Source organism: Streptomyces sp. NPDC054961 (assembly GCF_053609145.1).
In genome coordinates this window covers 1-15390 of record NZ_JBSGWY010000070.1, presented here as the reverse complement: position 1 = coordinate 15390, position 15390 = coordinate 1, and the positions used below count along the sequence as shown (strand labels likewise).

Annotated in this window: 13 protein-coding genes and 4 pseudogenes; 5 read left to right on the top strand and 12 right to left on the bottom strand. The window is 69.5% G+C overall.

Translation table 11 applies throughout. The annotated features are described in order from the left end of the window. Nucleotides 1-240 precede the first annotated feature (240 nt). Both ACWF9Z_RS35080 and ACWF9Z_RS35075 read left to right on the top strand, forming a co-directional pair. Nucleotides 241-444: a hypothetical protein gene (locus ACWF9Z_RS35080; protein WP_453609475.1), complete on the top strand. Its 204-nt coding sequence runs from the start codon at nt 241-243 to the stop codon at nt 442-444. A gap of 533 nt (nt 445-977) precedes the next feature. Beyond that, the gene (locus ACWF9Z_RS35075) at nt 978-1769 is read left to right on the top strand and encodes an IS5 family transposase (RefSeq protein ID WP_453609474.1); all 792 of its coding nucleotides are present in this window, start codon (nt 978-980) and stop codon (nt 1767-1769) included. Here ACWF9Z_RS35075 and ACWF9Z_RS35070 read toward each other — a convergent pair. The 5 genes and pseudogenes from ACWF9Z_RS35070 to ACWF9Z_RS35050 all read right to left on the bottom strand — a co-directional run bounded on the left by ACWF9Z_RS35070 (nt 1726) and on the right by ACWF9Z_RS35050 (nt 5305). Then, nucleotides 1726-2264: pseudogene (locus ACWF9Z_RS35070) on the bottom strand (hypothetical protein). The gene ACWF9Z_RS35075 and the pseudogene ACWF9Z_RS35070 sit on opposite strands and share 44 nt — an antisense overlap. A 258-nt stretch (nt 2265-2522) precedes the next feature. Beyond that, the gene (locus ACWF9Z_RS35065; RefSeq protein ID WP_453609472.1) at nt 2523-2765 is read right to left on the bottom strand and encodes a PLD nuclease N-terminal domain-containing protein; all 243 of its coding nucleotides are present in this window, start codon (nt 2763-2765) and stop codon (nt 2523-2525) included. Between the two features lie 117 nt (nt 2766-2882). Then, nucleotides 2883-3518 (bottom strand): annotated as a pseudogene (locus ACWF9Z_RS35060) (helix-turn-helix domain-containing protein); the annotation flags it as partial. 407 nt (nt 3519-3925) lie between these two features. Beyond that, nucleotides 3926-4462 (bottom strand): SMI1/KNR4 family protein, encoded by a 537-nt coding sequence (locus ACWF9Z_RS35055; RefSeq protein ID WP_453609470.1) that lies wholly within the window; start codon nt 4460-4462, stop codon nt 3926-3928. Nucleotides 4463-4825: 363 nt separating this feature from the next. Beyond that, nucleotides 4826-5305, bottom strand: a complete 480-nt coding sequence (locus ACWF9Z_RS35050; protein ID WP_453609468.1) for a WapI family immunity protein — start codon at nt 5303-5305, stop codon at nt 4826-4828. Between the two features lie 667 nt (nt 5306-5972). On the opposite strand from ACWF9Z_RS35050, the gene ACWF9Z_RS35045 reads away from it, so the two are divergent. The 3 genes and pseudogenes from ACWF9Z_RS35045 to ACWF9Z_RS35035 all read left to right on the top strand — a co-directional run. Continuing rightward, nucleotides 5973-7183, top strand: a protein-coding gene (locus ACWF9Z_RS35045) for an IS3 family transposase (RefSeq protein ID WP_453609466.1) whose coding sequence is annotated in 2 segments (ribosomal slippage) — nt 5973-6267 and nt 6267-7183 — 1212 coding nt in all. Because the reading frame shifts where the segments join, the coding sequence is not laid out codon by codon here. Nucleotides 7184-7212: 29 nt separating this feature from the next. Then, a pseudogene (locus ACWF9Z_RS35040) lies at nt 7213-7872 on the top strand (ISAzo13-like element transposase-related protein); the annotation flags it as partial. Between the two features lie 470 nt (nt 7873-8342). Continuing rightward, nucleotides 8343-8668, top strand: a pseudogene (locus ACWF9Z_RS35035) (NF041680 family putative transposase); the annotation flags it as partial. A gap of 12 nt (nt 8669-8680) precedes the next feature. Here the strand turns inward: ACWF9Z_RS35035 and ACWF9Z_RS35030 are convergent. The 7 genes from ACWF9Z_RS35030 to ACWF9Z_RS35000 all read right to left on the bottom strand — a co-directional run bounded on the left by ACWF9Z_RS35030 (nt 8681) and on the right by ACWF9Z_RS35000 (nt 14937). Further along, complete coding sequence (locus ACWF9Z_RS35030; RefSeq protein WP_453609465.1) at nt 8681-9196, bottom strand: hypothetical protein; 516 nt, start codon at nt 9194-9196, stop codon at nt 8681-8683. 197 nt (nt 9197-9393) lie between these two features. Further along, nucleotides 9394-9804 (bottom strand): DoxX family protein, encoded by a 411-nt coding sequence (locus ACWF9Z_RS35025; RefSeq protein ID WP_453609463.1) that lies wholly within the window; start codon nt 9802-9804, stop codon nt 9394-9396. Between the two features lie 337 nt (nt 9805-10141). Further along, entirely contained in the window at nt 10142-11470 is a 1329-nt protein-coding gene (locus ACWF9Z_RS35020; protein ID WP_453609462.1) for a pyroglutamyl peptidase, read from the bottom strand. Between the two features lie 407 nt (nt 11471-11877). Further along, complete coding sequence (locus ACWF9Z_RS35015; RefSeq protein WP_453609461.1) at nt 11878-12084, bottom strand: hypothetical protein; 207 nt, start codon at nt 12082-12084, stop codon at nt 11878-11880. A 207-nt stretch (nt 12085-12291) separates the two neighbouring features. Beyond that, nucleotides 12292-12672 carry a hypothetical protein gene (locus ACWF9Z_RS35010; protein ID WP_453609459.1) on the bottom strand — a complete coding sequence of 127 codons (381 nt, stop codon included), beginning with the start codon at nt 12670-12672 and terminating at the stop codon, nt 12292-12294. Beyond that, entirely contained in the window at nt 12669-13256 is a 588-nt protein-coding gene (locus ACWF9Z_RS35005; RefSeq protein ID WP_453609457.1) for a TetR/AcrR family transcriptional regulator, read from the bottom strand. Before ACWF9Z_RS35005 ends, ACWF9Z_RS35010 begins: the two co-directional genes overlap by 4 nt. 319 nt (nt 13257-13575) lie before the next feature. Then, nucleotides 13576-14937, bottom strand: coding sequence for an FAD-dependent oxidoreductase (locus ACWF9Z_RS35000; protein WP_453609456.1), 1362 nt, complete (start codon nt 14935-14937; stop codon nt 13576-13578). Nucleotides 14938-15390 lie beyond the last annotated feature (453 nt).

Genomic DNA, 15390 nt, shown 5'->3' with positions numbered 1-15390 from the left:
GTCTGTGGGGCTTGTGCCGCGTGTCCCCCCCCGCGCGTCGGCTGGCGCCCGCGGCCGCCGCCCCCCCCGCGCGCCCCCCCCCCCCCCCCCCGCACTGCTGCGAAGCGACGTCCAGGTCGGGAGCATCGCTTCTTCGCCGCACCCTTCGGCGTGCTGAGGCGGAGCCGTTCCACGGCCGCGGCCGACTTCCTTGCCGGGCAGGACCTTCTTGAGGACCTTGTGATCCCCGCGATCCGGGCGATGAAGGAGAGCAGACGGCGCAGGGTGGTGGAGCTGCAGAGCCGCGGCTGGAGCGATGAGCGGATCGCGGTCGAACTAGGTATACCCCTTTCACGCCTGTACCACGACCGGTACGACGCGCTGCGCTTCCTGCGCCGCAAACTCGCCCGGCATATCCGGGCCGGACTCGGAAAGAACCACAGGCACTGGCAGAAGGGTGACTGATGTGAGCACGTACGACGATCACCGCGGCGGGCGAGGTCGCCCGGAGCCGGTGGTCCCGGCCGGGCTCGCGCACCTCCTGGCCCAGCTCGCCGGGCCGCCCGACCACTGGGACCGCCCCGAAGGCGACTTCGGGCCGCTTTCCTACCTCTACGCGCTGAGCATGGGCGAACGCGCGCGCTCGCCAACTCGCTGTACCGGCTCTGCTCCAAAGCCCTGGCCCGCGAGGAGATGGAACGCGCGGTCGAATGCCTGGGGGCCACGGCGGAAGCCGGGCACCCCGGAGCCCGTCTACCACGAGCTTCGTCGTTACGTACAGCCCATGACCCCCTAACAACCGGGCATCGCAGTCAGGTTGGAAGAGGCTCACTCGTTGGCGTAGACACCCACCGAGCTACCAAGAGGCCCTGTTGTCGCAGTTCTACGCCTTCGTGCAGGCCGGGTCCAGTCCACTCACCCCGTCGTGTGACTGTCTCGCGCACCGGTTCGGGAATGCCGCGGACAATGGGACGCGTGAGCGGCGCTACCCCACCGACATGACGGACGCGCAGTGGGCCGTGGTCCGTCCGCTGCTGCCGGTGCCGGGCTGGCTGCAGGGACGCGGTGGGCAGCCGGAGGCGTACTGCCACCGGGCGATGTTGGACGCGGTCCACTACCTGGTCGACAGCGGAACGAAATGGCGGGCCATGCCGGCCGACTTCCCGCCGTGGGACCGGGTCTACGCCTTCTTCCGTCGCTGGCGCGAGCACGGTCTGATCGTTGAGTTCCACGACCGGCTGCGCGGCAAGGTCCGTGAGAAGACGGGCCGGGACCCGGAGCCGAGCGCCGGTGTGATCGACTCCCAGTCGGTGAAGGCGGACGCCGTCGTCGGCGCGGACAGCCGCGGATTCGACGACGGCAAGCTGATCAACGGGCGCAAGCGGCACGCCGTGGTCGATACGCTCGGCCTGCTGCTGGGCGTGATGGTCACCGCCGCGGACACCGGCGGCCGTACTGCCGCCCGGGTACTGCTCGGGCAGGTCACCGACGTGCACCACCGGCTGGAACTGATCTGGGCCGACGGCGGATACACCGGCAGCATCGTCGCCCACTGCCTCGCCACGCTCGCGCTGGTCCTGGCGATCGTGAAACGCAGCGACGACATGCGCGGCTTCGTCGTGCTCCCCAAGCGGTGGATCGTCGAGCGGTTCTTCGCCCACCTGATGCGATCCCGCCGCCTCGTGCGCGACTTCGAGCGGTCCACCAGCAGCGCCGAGGCGGTGATCTACTGGTCGATGACCCTGCTCATGACCCGTCGCTTGGCCCGCCCAGGCCCGGCATCACCGTGAACTGCCCCGGCACCGATTCCGCCATCCAGCCGCGGGCCACCAGGCGCTTCGCCTTGGACCGCAGCGTTTCCACCTTCGCCGGCACCGCCTCGATACCGAACACCTGGGCCATCTCCTGGCAGGTCAAAGGCCCCTGGCCGAGACGGCTCCGGTCGGAAAGACCCGCAGGATGCGCTGGTAGTCCATCGACAGCGCCGCCCAGGCCAGCCCCACTCGCCACACCGGCACCACCGACTTCGGCTTCGCCGCCTCCGTCGGTGTCCCGGGCTGCGGATCCGTATCCCGCACGGCCTCGGTGGCATTGGGGGCGGCAGCTCCATCACCGTCCAGGGCCAGGACCTCGTCGACCCTCGAGCGGGCAATGAGCCACTCTTTCCAGTCCTGCTCGGCCACGACCAGCTCGGCCTGGACGCGGTCGGCCTCCTCCCGCAACGCCTCCACACGACGACGAGCAGTGAGCTCCCGCTGTTCCAGCAACCCAGAAACCGACGGCATCCGCGACCTCCCGGAGAACAACAACCCGACAGGCCACCCCTCCCACCGAATCACCACGCCCACGCCCGACCAGCGGAAACACCACAATCACAACCGGAAAGACAACAACCACTTAGTTCCGCAGCGTCTGCGGGTCAGACCCCCGGGTCAGCGGCTACCGCCGTTCTCCTGGACTCAAGATCCAAGTGACGTGAGTGCCCAGGATCCGAGTGCAGAGCCCGCGGCCTTCGCCAAGGAGACGACACTCATCACCCGGGATCAGACCGTACGCGGCTGGCGTTGGGCGTCGCGACGACCAATGAGGAACCAGATCACGCTCCCGAGGAAGGGGGCCACGACGGCGAAAGCGGCCCAGGCCAGCTTCATCGCTCCGGTGAGGCCAGACCTGGCGATGCTGACCAGGGCCCCGATGAACAGCACCGCGTAGGCGACACCGACGGCCACGACGATGACCACAGCTGCGATTCCAACCGCGTTCTCGCCCGTAGCGGCAAGTGTCATCTGGTGTGCAAACTGCGGATTCATCATTGTTTCCTCGTGCTGGGGATCCTCAGAGTTCGCCGGTTGGGCAACCTCAACTGACACCAGCATGACTGCACCGGGATGCCCGATGCGTCATACTTTGCGCTCAATCCGATCATCCGGAGGTCGGATAGTCGTCCCAGAGCGCTCACTCTGACTGCAGTGCGGGACGATCAGCCCGGTGCCCAGGTAGGCGCCGGGCGCGATCACCGTCGTCCCGGCCGCCACAGCCGACAAATCCGACCCCCGCCAGACGTGGACATCGGCCTTGTTCCCCGGCGCCGGGCGGCCCGAAGCAACGACGAGGCGGGTGTCGGCGTCGATGATGACCTGCGCGTTTGCCGAGAACCGGTAGTTGCGGGAGGAAGCTGCGACCTGTTGGTCCCGGACGGGGATGAGGGTGCCGCCCACGATCCACAACCGTTCGACGTCCGCGGTCGGCCGCCGCGCAGGCTCCAAGGCGAGGAGCGGTCGCAGGCGCTGAATGACGCGGCAGACGGTGGCTGGAGTGATCCCGAAGAGCGGCGCGAGCTGCCGCATCGTGAGGTTGGTGCGGTAGTAGACGGCCACGAGCAGGACCCTGTCGGGCAGCGGCAAACACCACGGCCGGCCACCACCAAAGCCGTTCCCGCCCCGCTCCCGCACGACCTTCACCAGCCTCGCGAACCGGCCCATCCGCAAGCCCGTGAACGTCTCCACCCACACCGGCTCAGCCCTCAACACCCCACCCACGTCCTTCGGGGACCGCTCCAGCGTGGCCACGACCACCTCCTCGACCCGCTCATCGGTGATCTTCCTGGGGGCACCGGGCCGGTGCTCGTCCACCAGCCCCTGCATCCGGAGTTCCCGGGCGCCTCGACCAGGCCCACCCTGTCGCCCAGACGGACTCCCGGAGCCGTCGTCGCGACTCCGGGCGCCATAGGCCGGGGAGGCTGTTCGCGTCCGGTGTCCCGGCTGATGGCCGGTGTCGGGCCGCGGTCAGGCGGCGGGTGGGGTCAGGGGGCTGGCCCTCGGCGTTGAGTCGCTGGGCTTCCTCGAGTGCACCCGCATCCGCAGCGAACGAGGTGTCCGTTGGAGCGGCAGATCACTGCAAACAGCAGCCGGACCGCCCGACCTGGCAACCCTTCCCGGAAACAGCACTACATGTCGAAGGATTCGTAGCGGACGTCGCCGCCGGGCCAGGCGCGGTCCATGAACGGCGCCCGGTCGAGGCCGTCGAAGCAGCGCATCAGGAAGTCGGTGAAGCTGCCACTGGTGCGGTACCACTCCGCGCACTCGCTGCCGACCACGATCTCCCAGTTGCCCGGATCCGGGTCGCCGGCCAGGAAGTAGTACTCACTGCCGTGCTCGTCGTGACCCCAGCGGATGAGCCCATCAGTGTCGGGGTGGAAGGGGAAGGGGTAGAGGTCCTCCGACCCTCTCCGCGCATCGCGCCAGCCCTCCAGCGACCAGAAGTCCTCGAGTTCGGCAGGGGTCATGAGACCAGTCGGCCGGTCGAGGTGGAGGTACCCGCCGAGGGTTCCGGGCCCGTACACATCCATGAAGGCCTTGTAGTCAGCGGGCAGCGTGACACCGAGGTGCTGTTCGGAGGACTCCCAGACCTCTCGCCGCGGCCAGCCCCACGCCTCCTCCGGATCACCGAGCAGTGCCTGGAGGCGTTCCAATGGCGATGGCATGTCTTCCCTCGTCCCTGATATGTGACCGGCCGGGAATATCATCAGGCCTCCCTCTGACAACACAGCCGAGCTCAGCGTCCCCAACCCGGCGAACCTTCCCGGTCACAGCAATAGCGGAACCGACAGACTGACCCCCGCCCAGGTTCGCCGCGGGTTCAGGAACCTGCGCGCGCCAAGTCGGGCACATCAGGCGGTGCACCGAAACCCACCCGCCCAGGCCCCGGCCGTCCACCAGGCTCGAAGAACCGACAACCCGCCGCCCGCTACGACATCGGACGGGCTCTCGCCACCCCCGGCGAGGCTTACAACCGCCCCGCTGAACACAAGGCGGGAACCACGCCCCGACGCACCGGCCGGCGCCGGTCAACGGGCGGGGAAAGGCAGCAGCTCACGGTCCCATTCATCGGCTGCACTCAACAGCTCAACCTCGGCGAGCTCGATCTCCACCTCGTACGGGACGATGTCGCCCTCGATGTCCGGCCGCCATGGCGGGGAGGCTTCAAGCGCAAGATGGACGCGGACCACTACGGACCCGTCGGATCGACTGGCCAGACTGAAGGCCAGGACCGGTTCGATGAAGGTCAAGGACGGCGACCACCCGCCCTCTGTGTCCGGTTGTGCCACAGCGATCCCTCCCGCAACGGCAGCCCGCAGCCAACGGGACAACCGTCGCCCCTCGTCGGTCAGCAGGACCGGGTCGCTGAAGGACCAACTGCCCTCAGGGGTCGTCACCCTGCCACCGATGTTGAGCCAGTTGTCGTCATAGGAGTCACCGCTCGTCACGGAGAACTGGTATCCCAAAGGCTGCAGCTCAACACTGCATTGATTGCTCGTCAGTAGCACCGTCACAGGATGTCACGAGGGACTGAGCGAGGATCCCATTGGCCGATCGGTCCCCGCGCCAAGGATGGAACGATAGACAGCTTGCCTCGTGAGGCTCAGCAACGTCGGCCTGGCAAAGCCGGTGGTCGACCGGCCATCGGTGCCTTCCTGGCCGATGGCCGATCGGCCAGGAAGGCGGGACGGAGGGCCGACAACTTGATCGGCCATCAAAAGCCCTCGTCCTTGCCGGGTAGGGGCCGCCCTTCAGTCACCGGCGCCGGTGCCAGTCACCGAGGGGACCAGGCACCAGTCACCGGTGCCCCAATGACCGCGCATCACGAGAGGCGGCGCCACCGGTCCCCCGGTACGAGTCACCGGAGGTTCCCTGCACTCAGATCTGGTCGATGAGGAAACCGCGGAGGGCGGGTGCAGGCGGGGTGTAGCGGCGGGGGGCGCGGATGGGGAGTCCGGAGCCGGTGCGGCCTGCAGGCGGGAACGGCGGAAGGGGGCCGCGCAGGAATCGGGGAAGGCGGTGGCGTGGGGAGTAGGTGCTGTACACGGGCACGGCGCCGATCTCCTCCGTCATCATCACGACACAAAAGTGGATCAAGCTGGTGGGGGGCCTTGACCCCGGATCTTGGACACCGGAGACACTTGGATCTGGATGGTCCAGGAGAACGGAGTCCCTGTGGGGATGAAGCATTACCCCGCCGAGTTCAAGGCGGACGCGGTCGCGTTGTACCGGTCGAGGCCGGGAGCGACGGTCAAGTCGGTCGCCGGTGATCTCGGAGTGAACACCGAGACGCTGAGGAACTGGATCCGGGCCGCTGATGGGCGCCGACCTGGCGCCCACTCGACGCCGCTGGCCGCCTCGCAGGCCGTCGGCGACGCCGTTCAGGCGGAGCTGGCCGCCGCCCGAAAGAGGATCCGTGAGCTGGAGGAAGAACGCGATATTCTCCGCAAGGCGGCCCGATATTTCGCGACGGAGACGCGCTGGTGAACCGCTACCAGTTCGTCCAGGATCACCAGCGCCGACACGGCGTGAAGCGGCTCTGCGACATCCTCGGCCTGGCCCGCTCCAGCTTCTACTACTGGCGCCGCACCGCATCCGCGAGAGCGGCCCGCCAGAGTGTCGAAGCCGCGATCGCGGCCCGGATACTCAAGGTCCACCAAGACTCCGACGGCACCTACGGAGCCCCCAGAATTACCGCGGAACTCCGCTACGAGGGCGGCCCGGCAGTCAACCACAAGCGCGTTGCCAAGATCATGCGGACCATCGGAATCGAGGGAGTCCGCCTGCGCCGCCGGCACCGCACCACCGTCGCGGACCAGGCCGCGGCGAAGGCACCGGACCTGATCGGCCGTGACTTCACCGCATCCGAGGTCAACATGAAGTACCTCGGCGACATCACCTACCTACCGGTCAGCGGCGCGAAGCCCCTCTACCTCGCGACCGTCATCGACCTCGCCTCACGCCGACTGGCCGGCTGGGCCATCGCCGACCACATGCGAACCGAGCTCGTCACCGACGCCCTGACCGCGGCCGAGCGGACCCGCGGGAACCTGGCCGGAGCGATCATGCACACGGACCACGGATCTCAATATTCGAGCAGGGCCTTCGCGGAACTCTGCAGGTCAGCAGGGGTCCGGCAGAGCATGGGCGCGATCGGCTCCAGCGCGGACAATGCCGCTGCGGAAAGCTTCGACGCCGCCTTCAAGAGAGAGACGCTCAAAGGACGCAAAGCCTGGCCGAGCGCACGTGAGGCCAGGCTCGACGCCTTCCGCTGGCTGACCCGATACAACACCCGCCGCCGGCACTCCCGCCTCGGCCAGCGGTCCCCGATCGCCTACGAGACTGATGCCCAACCGGCAGCAACTACCCTGACCCAAGCCGCATAGACGTGTTCAACATCCGGGGTCAAGGCCCGATCGAGCACCGGCTGTTCTCTCACATCACCATGAACTGGAACGGCCGCCCGCTGACCAGCCATGAAGTGATCGTGCAGTCCATCGCGGCGACCACCACCCGCACCGGGCTGAGAGTGACGGCCGAGCTGGATACCAACACCTACCCAACCGGAGTCCGCATCGCAGACGCGGAGATGGCCGCCCTGCCGCTGACCCGGCATGCCTTCCACGGCGACTGGAACTATGCCCTGCACCCCCAGCCGTCCCCCTCAATCCCGGCGGCCCGCACCCCGCAGACGCCGGAGCCGGAGTGGGACCAGTCCCTGCTCTCCGATCCCGCACTGACCGGGATGCCCCGTCGTCAGCTGACTGACCTCACCAAGACCCTGGCCCCGGACGGAGATACCCAGCGCGGCCGCCCGCCCCGGCTGACTTTCCCTGAACAGGTACTGGCCACCGTGCTCCACCTGCGAGCCGCCCTGGCCGCGGAACCCCTCGCCGTCCTGTTCGGCACCAGCCGCACCGCCATGCACCGCACCCTCCTCAAGAACCGGCGCATGCTCGAGAAACACGGCATCTCCATCCCACCCGCGACCACCCCGCCCACGGCCCTCGCCACCCTCCAGGCCCGGGTCCAGGCCCAGATCGACGCGGACGACAAGATCAAGACAACGTGTTAATGATCTGCAAGCCCTTAGCGTGGCGACCCACCGGGTGGCCGGTTCCCCAACATCGTCGAGGGACGGGGGCCTCCCTGACGTGCGGCTGCCGTCCCGGACGCGGTCGCACCTCGACCTGGTGTCCGCGTGCAGCCTGAACCTCATCGCCAAGGGCGGGAGGCTCAGGCTGTTCACCGCGTGTCTGTCAGCGCTGGGGTGGGACAGGTGGCCGCCCGGCCGGTGATGGCTTCGGCTCGGTTCATGAGGGCTTCGGCGATGTCGCCGTATTCGCCGCGCCACGACGGCCTGCCTGGTTTCCGGTTCAGGCAACCCGGGTCAGGTCGGACGGATGAGGGAGCCGACCTGTGAGACCGCGTTTGAGATCTTGTTCAGCGCGGACGTACGGAGAAGCTGGCGCCGCCTGTTGTCCCAGGTAGCGCCTATGGTTCCGCCGATGAGCGTTCCCGAGGCCATCCCGATCGGACACGAGCCGCACCTCCGAGGCGGCCGACCGCTGGACCTGGATCCTGATCGTCGCTCACACCCAGCTCCCGCTCGCCCGGCCACTCGCCGCGGACCTCCGCCGCCCCTGGAAAAACCCACCACCGACCGACTCACCCCAGCCCGGTTCCGCCGCGGGCTCAGGAACATCCGCGCTCACCTCGCCTGCCCGACCCGTGTTCCCAAACCCAGGCGCCGGCCCCGGACGGCCATCCGGCGCCAGGAACAAACACCGGGCACCCCGCTACGACGTCAGCAAGGCCGTCAAACGACCCGAGACCCTCAGGCCATCGGCAAGCCCGGAAGATCTTGGTAGGCAAAGAACAACTCAGGTACCGAGGAGCTCGATGATTTCGCTCACCCGGCGGACCGGGAGGGGGGTCCACCGCGGCGTTGGCGCCAGCCGGGAGACCACTGCGCTGAGCCACTCCGGGTCTCCGAGGCGATGCAGCGCCTTCGCCTCGGACATCTTCGCGACCAAGTCGATCACCAGAGCCATGTGCACGGACGTGTAAGTGCGTTCATGGTGGGTGTAGTTCACCGACCATGGCTCATGCCGATCACGAATGCCGGACAGGGAGCAGCCGTCTCGGCCACCGTCCATGTAGCCGCCTGCGGCGACGATGAAACCCCCGGTGCGGGTGGCCATCCATGACTTCATGGTGGTCCTCAGCCCAACGCTGTGGAGGCTGCTCCAGGGGACGACGTCCCGGGGGTCCGCCTCTCCCCGCACGTGGTGCTCGATGCCATCGGTGGCGAGCACCAGGCACGACCCGTCGTTCCGCGTTGGGTCACCGATGATCCATCGGTCCCCGACCAGTTCCAGCGGCCCCAGGTACTGCATCAGACTCCCCCAATGGATCGTGTGTTCCCCTGCCGGAAATCTACCTTCAGGAAGCCCGTCCCCAGGAGTCGTGCCGAAGCGGCTGACCAAGGACGAAGGCCCGCAAGCTCGAACCCGCGACCGGACTGGCAGCGACGCTACCGACATCTCGCGGCGCCGAACGGGGCCCTCTGCCGACGGACCGTCGAAGCCTTGGGTCAGCGCGAGAGGCCGAGGAGCCTGGCCGTCTCGGTGCGCTGGTTCCATGCGATGACGGCCAGCGGGGCCATGAAGAGGAACGGGGTTCCGGCGTTCTCGCCGTCCATCGCGGTGAGCTGGGTGACGAACGCACACGCCAGGAACACAATGAGCGCCGTCGCGGCCGGCCCGGCCAGTCGGTTGAGCAGCAGACCGACTGCTCCGGCCAGCTCCAGCAGACCGGTCAGGTACATGAACCAGTGGCCCACGCCGATGGCGTCGAAGACAGCGGTGGCCGCGGGGAGCGCCAGTAGCTTGGGGAGTGCGCTGGCGAGGGCGAAGAAGAGGGCGAGCAGGATCCGCAACGTCCAGACCGTCCGGACAACGGCCCTGCCGGTCTTCATGCGGGTGGCGGTGGCGGTACTGGACATCGTGGTCTCCCCTGAGCGGCTGTCATTGCTGTCACAGGTATGACCGTCGCAACCCCGCGAACTCATCGCACCCGCGAGAAGAATTACTCCGACATCCCCTCTTCGACCCGGTGCCGCCCCGCGGTCAGGGCGCTGACCAGTCTGACGGTCATGATGTGAGGAATGCTTCCTTGAGCAGACCTGGCGGGTCTGCCCGGTGTGCCGTCTCCAGGTCACACGACCAGCACAAACAACCCCGGCTGACGGCACGTCACTGCCAACTCCCCACTGCCACCAACCCGGCATTTCGCACATGGTGTCCGCTGGGCCACCCCGACACCCCGACCGCCCGCACCCGTTAGGGCAGGGTCCGCGTGGAGCCGTGGGCGGCAGGCCGGGCCGAGTTCCGCAGGATCTCCAGTACCTCGTCGGCGATGGCCGTCTGGTTCTGCTCGAAGGTTGCGTCGCTCAGCCGGGCCGGGTCCGCGGGCAGCGCGGTCAGGACGGGGGTGTGCAGGTGGCCGCCGGGGAGCACGGGGTTCAGTTCCGTACGGAGCCGGTTGGAGCGGTAGGCGACCTCGTTGGAGAGGTAGCCGCCGCCACCGCCGCCGGCGACGGCGCGGGAGCCGGGCGTGGGGCCGTCCTCGCGGTCCACGGGCCCCTGCTGCCCGGCGGGTATCTCGGTGACGGCGGTGTTCAACCGGACCGGGAAGGGGCTCTGGACGGCGGTCATGGCGTCGGTGGGCAAGGTGGTGCTCAGGAACTCGGCTCCCGGGCCCATGCCCGGCGCCGTGACGGGGTGGTCGTAGGTGCCTCCCGACAGGGCTGCGGCGTTGTCCGGGTAGGGATCCGCGGACCGGGCGCGACCGGCCCAGGCCTCCAGTGTGAAGATCCCGGGATAGCCCTGGCTGATGCTGGTGATCATGTCGGCGGCCCGGGGCCCGGCCGCGATGCGGGGGCCGTACGCGCGCTCCACGATCCCGGCGTCGAAGTCGGCGTAGCGCACGGGCAGGACGACGGCCCGGATCTCCACGGGGGTTCCGTCGGAGAGCGTCACGCGGCGTCCGTTGAGCCGCAGGACCGCGGAGCCGGAGGGGTTGGCCCGGCGCATTTCGGTGTCCAGGCCGAAGGGGTCGAATCCGCTGACGAACAGGCGGCGCACCCCGGGGGAACCGCGGAAGTCGTTGGCGGCGAGGCCCCGGGAGGCGTCCTCGAAGCGGGTCCGAAGGGCCGCCCGGTTCACCGGGAACCCCGGTCGCCAGTCGGCCAGTTGGACGGTCATCCGCAAGCGGGTCCAGTACAGCGGGCGGTCGTCCCCGGCGGGCAGGTCGCCGCCGGGGCGACGCCCCTGGGCCCGGTTCACGGAAGCCTGCCACAGCGCCTCGCCCCAGGCGTCCAGGAGCCGGCCGGCCTCGGCGGCGTCGCGCGCGCTGCAGAGCGCGGCCGGGAAGCGGCGTACGAAGTCACCGAAGGCGGCCCGCTCCGTGAAGGCGGCGGTCCGCGGGTCCGCGAGCCGGGCCTGTTCCGGGTCGGCGGTGGAAGCGACGTCCGCGGCGGCGGACTCGGGGGCCGCGGAGGAAGCGGAAGAGCCGCAGCCGGACGGGGCCTCGGCGTGCGCGACAGCGGGCGGGAGGACCGCGATCACGCCCAGCAGGGCAGCGGCGAAAGCCGTACTACGTAAGATCATCACGCCATGTGACATTACATAGAAGGGTGGTGGCGGGGTCAGTCGAATTCGGGGCAACCGCAGGACGCGACCGCAAGGCCCCTACCCGAAGGCAGGAGCCCTGCCCGTTCCCGGCGGGAAGGTCGGCTGGCTAGGGGCTGTCGTCAAAGTGGTGCGGATCGCGAACCAGATGCAGCGGCGCGACCGGCTCGGCCCCGACCATCCCTCCGACATCGCCCCGGGGCGGCCGGGCACGGCGGCGGTTCAGGTACGCGGGTGCTCCTGGCCCGCCGGCGGGGGTACTCCCAGCCCGGCAGCTCAGCGACGCCGTAGAGCCGGATGCACTCGAACTCCGACAGCGGCTCCTCCGGTCGGTTCGTCGGCGGGTTAGTCGGTCGCCCTCGGCAGCCGCCCGGATCTGGGAACGGCTACCGGCTGCGTCCCTGCTTCCGTGTGGGCGCGGACTGCTGGCGGTGCGCGGGCACCGCGGGCTCGACCAGGACGGCGCCCGCCTTGCCGGGGACGGCGGCCGGGGTGGTGGACCGGGAGCGGGCGGCGGCCGCCGAAACCCGCGGCACCGCCGACAGCGGCGACTCCAGGGCGGTGGTCAGGGCCTGTTGGGTGGCCAGGACCATGCGGCGCGCCAACTCCCCCGGCGCACCCTGACGCCAGGACTCGCCCTTGGTGACGCGGGCCAGGTACCCGAAGTGCGCGTGCGGCCGCCCCTCTCGCCGAGCTGCTGCATGCGGGCGGACAGCAGCGGCCAGGGCCAGGCACCCACCCACTCGATGGCATGCCCGAACGGCTGGACGCGGCGGCCGGTGAGCTCTCCAGGCGTGTGGCTACGCGGCGCCCGCCGCTGCCAACGCTGCGACCGGCAGAAGCAGAATCCATTGCGGTAGGCGGAGTAGGGGTCTGGGCCAGCCGACGGAGAGCGTGACGACCAAGAAGGCCGCCGCGTACGCGGTGAAGTGCGCGGCTACGAACCACGCCACCAATCCGGTACCCGGCGTACCGTCCGTCAGGGAGAGGCAGAGCAAAACGAGTCCGGAGAGCGCCAGGTCAACGCTCACCATGTGCCACACGGCGTGCAGGACACGCTTGGGTTCGTCCGCGAGCCCGCAGGACAGCAGCGGGCGCACCACATCGCGGTGCCCGCCGACGATGTGTATCCCGGCCACGCCGAGAGCGGTGATCCCTGCCGCGAGAAGCCAGCCGTTCATCGGACCTCGATTCCCTTGGCCACGACAGCGGCCAGCCGTGCGGCCAGCTCCTGGTCAGGGTGCTCCCCGACCAGGCCTATGTGGAAGAACACGGCTCCTGCCAGCGTGTCCAGGACCAAGTCCACGGGCGTGTCGCCCGCGATCTCTCCACGCAGCACGGCACGTTCGAAGACAACCAGCAGCCGTTCCTTCGACGGGGCCAGGAAGTCGCCGCGGATGCGCGCCTTCAGTTCCGGATCCGCGGCGAAGTCGGCCAACAGCCCCGGGAGTGCCGACGCGGCCGCCGGCGCGCAGAACTCGTCGACCAGGCCCTGTACCAGCACGGTCAGATCCTCGGCCAGCGTCCCGGTGTCCGGGGGCGGAACATCATCGGTGGTCGTGAACACCGCCTCGAAGACCAACTCTGGCTTGCCCGGCCACCGCCGGTAGATCGTGTCTTTGCCGACACCGGCCCGCGCGGCTACCGCCCCAATCGATGTCTCGGCGTAGCCGACCTCGACCACCAGTTCTACCGTCGCGCGGATGATCGCCTCGTGCGATCGGGGGTCCCTGGGACGTCCCCTGGAGGACGGAGAGGAGCTCATGGGCATTTACCTTACGGGTCGACCCGTAAGGTAAGCAACGGGCCGGCCAGTACTTCGGAGCCGGAGCCCGCACCACCTCTCGAGCCTGCCCGATAGCTGACGAGCGGGCCGTCATCAGATCCGGGAACGGCTACCGGCTGCATCCCTGTTTCCGTGTGGGCGCGGACTGCTGGCGGTGCGCGGGCACCGCAGGCTCGGCCTGGGCGGCGCCCGCCTTGCCGGGGACGGCGGCCGGGGTGGTGGAGCGGGAGCGGCAGCGGGGGCGGCAGCGGGAGCGGTGTGGTCTGGCGCCCCGGGTGAGGGGGTGTCACACGCCGGCTCAGTCGTGGCGGGCGATGTCGTCGGCGGAGAGTTCGGCGAGGGCCGGTCCGGTTTCCTCGTAGGCGAGCGGGGCGACGTCGGGGGGCGGGATGTAGCCCTCGGGCATGGCCGCGTACGCGTTTTCCATCCGGGCGGCGTAGGCGTCGGTGAGGGCTTGGGGCCAGGCGCCCGTCAGGGGTGGCCGCATCCGGGCCTCCGCGGCAAGAGCCGCGTGATGGACAGCGGCTTCCGCGGCCGCTTCCTTGGCCGTGAGGTCGGCGATCAGCGCGCGGCAGGGCGTGAACGCGGCCAACGGGTCCGGTAGCGGAGTCGGCGGGTCCGTGGGTGCGAGGAGGGCGGCAGCGAGCAGGGTGGCGATCAGCGGGGAGGCGTGCAGGCCGTCGCGATGGTGGTCGAGTTGGGAGAGCGCGGCGTCGAGGAGGAAACGCAGCGCCCCCGCGGTCGGTTGGCCGGTGCGGGCCAGGGCGGGGTGGGCGCTGGCGCCGAGGTAGAGGGTGCCATCGGCCTGGGGGACGGCGTGCAGGCCGCACGCGTAGGCTCGGTTGGGGGTACGGACCACCGCCGACCACGCTTCGGGAGCGGTGACCGTCACCGCGGTACCGGCCGCGGTGAGGACGGGAACGACGGGCAGGTCCGGATCGATGGCTTGAAGGATCGGGATGGTCCAGGATCCGGCCGCGACCATCGCGCGTGGAACGCGGAGGACGCCTTGCGGGGTGGTGAGGCGGTAGCCACTGCCCGGGGCCGCGGTGAGCTGTCCGGCCGGGGTGCGGGTCACCTGGGGCTGGGCGGCCAGGGCGGCATCCAGGGTCGCGAGCCAGGCCCGGGCGTCGAGGAACTGCTCGTCGGGCATGTACCAGGCGCGCAGCGCACGGTCGTTGTCGAGCGGCCGGTATCCGGGGATGTCCGCCGCAGCGGTGTCGTGGCAGGAGAGGTTGTGTTCGGCCGCCGCCCGGGCGACGGCGGTGAAGGAGGCATCGTCGAGGCGGGAGGAGACCGCGTTCAGGATCATGAACGTGCCGGTGCCGTAACCGTCCTGCTCCGGCGCGCTGGCGCCGGCGCGGGCGCGGACCTGGTCGCGCCAGGCCGGCCACCGCCGCGCGGCCGCGACAGCCAGCTCGATACGCAGTCGTCCGTAACGGGTCCGCATCCCAAGGTCGGTGACCTCGCCCAGCACGCCGAGCATTGCCCCCGCCGCACCGGACGCGCCCTCTCCCCCGGCCCCACCGGGACCGGGAGTGGAAGTGTCGCCTGCCAGCACGACCCGCACCGACGGCTCGGCGGCGGCCAGCGCGAACGCCAGTGACCGGCCCACCACCCCCGTACCCACCACCAGCACATCAACGTCCCGCGCCACCACGGCAACTCCTCACATCCAAGGGCCCGCAGCCGCGGACGCCGACCTGCTCGCCACAACTCAGCGGCCTCCCCGCGGCAGTGCCAGGCAACGACCTGGGAGTTGTGTCGGTATCCCCACCGCACCGTCCCATGCACCTGACCTGCGCCAGCTGTGCGGACAACCGGCGGTACATCGGTGACTGCATAGGTGAGAGAACGAGGAACGTATGTAGGCGGGTTGGGAAAGCGTCCGGGTCTCGGCGGTCCCTGAGCTGTCAGCGGGTACTGGAAACGCCCCGTCAGCGTTACGGGCCAGGGTCGCGGTCGATGTGCTCCGTGAGGTGGAATGGGGGAGCTTGGCATCGCTCGCGGGGACTATTACTAAGGGCTGTCCCGTAAATGATCTTTGGGTGGGCCTGGGCGTGGCTGTTCGCTGTGTGGCTTGTCCGTCTATCCGGCGAGGGCGAGGTTGTGC

Coding starts and splice junctions, on each gene's coding strand:
- ACWF9Z_RS35030 (WP_453609465.1), bottom strand. CDS start 9,196: ATGCAGTACCTGGGGCCGCTGGAACTGGTCGGGGACCGATGGATCATC.
- ACWF9Z_RS35025 (WP_453609463.1), bottom strand. CDS start 9,804: ATGTCCAGTACCGCCACCGCCACCCGCATGAAGACCGGCAGGGCCGTT.
- ACWF9Z_RS35020 (WP_453609462.1), bottom strand. CDS start 11,470: ATGATCTTACGTAGTACGGCTTTCGCCGCTGCCCTGCTGGGCGTGATC.
- ACWF9Z_RS35010 (WP_453609459.1), bottom strand. CDS start 12,672: ATGAACGGCTGGCTTCTCGCGGCAGGGATCACCGCTCTCGGCGTGGCC.
- ACWF9Z_RS35055 (WP_453609470.1), bottom strand. CDS start 4,462: ATGCCATCGCCATTGGAACGCCTCCAGGCACTGCTCGGTGATCCGGAG.
- ACWF9Z_RS35075 (WP_453609474.1), top strand. CDS start 978: ATGACGGACGCGCAGTGGGCCGTGGTCCGTCCGCTGCTGCCGGTGCCG.
- ACWF9Z_RS35080 (WP_453609475.1), top strand. CDS start 241: ATGAAGGAGAGCAGACGGCGCAGGGTGGTGGAGCTGCAGAGCCGCGGC.
- ACWF9Z_RS35015 (WP_453609461.1), bottom strand. CDS start 12,084: ATGGTCCTGGCCACCCAACAGGCCCTGACCACCGCCCTGGAGTCGCCG.
- ACWF9Z_RS35005 (WP_453609457.1), bottom strand. CDS start 13,256: ATGAGCTCCTCTCCGTCCTCCAGGGGACGTCCCAGGGACCCCCGATCG.
- ACWF9Z_RS35065 (WP_453609472.1), bottom strand. CDS start 2,765: ATGACACTTGCCGCTACGGGCGAGAACGCGGTTGGAATCGCAGCTGTG.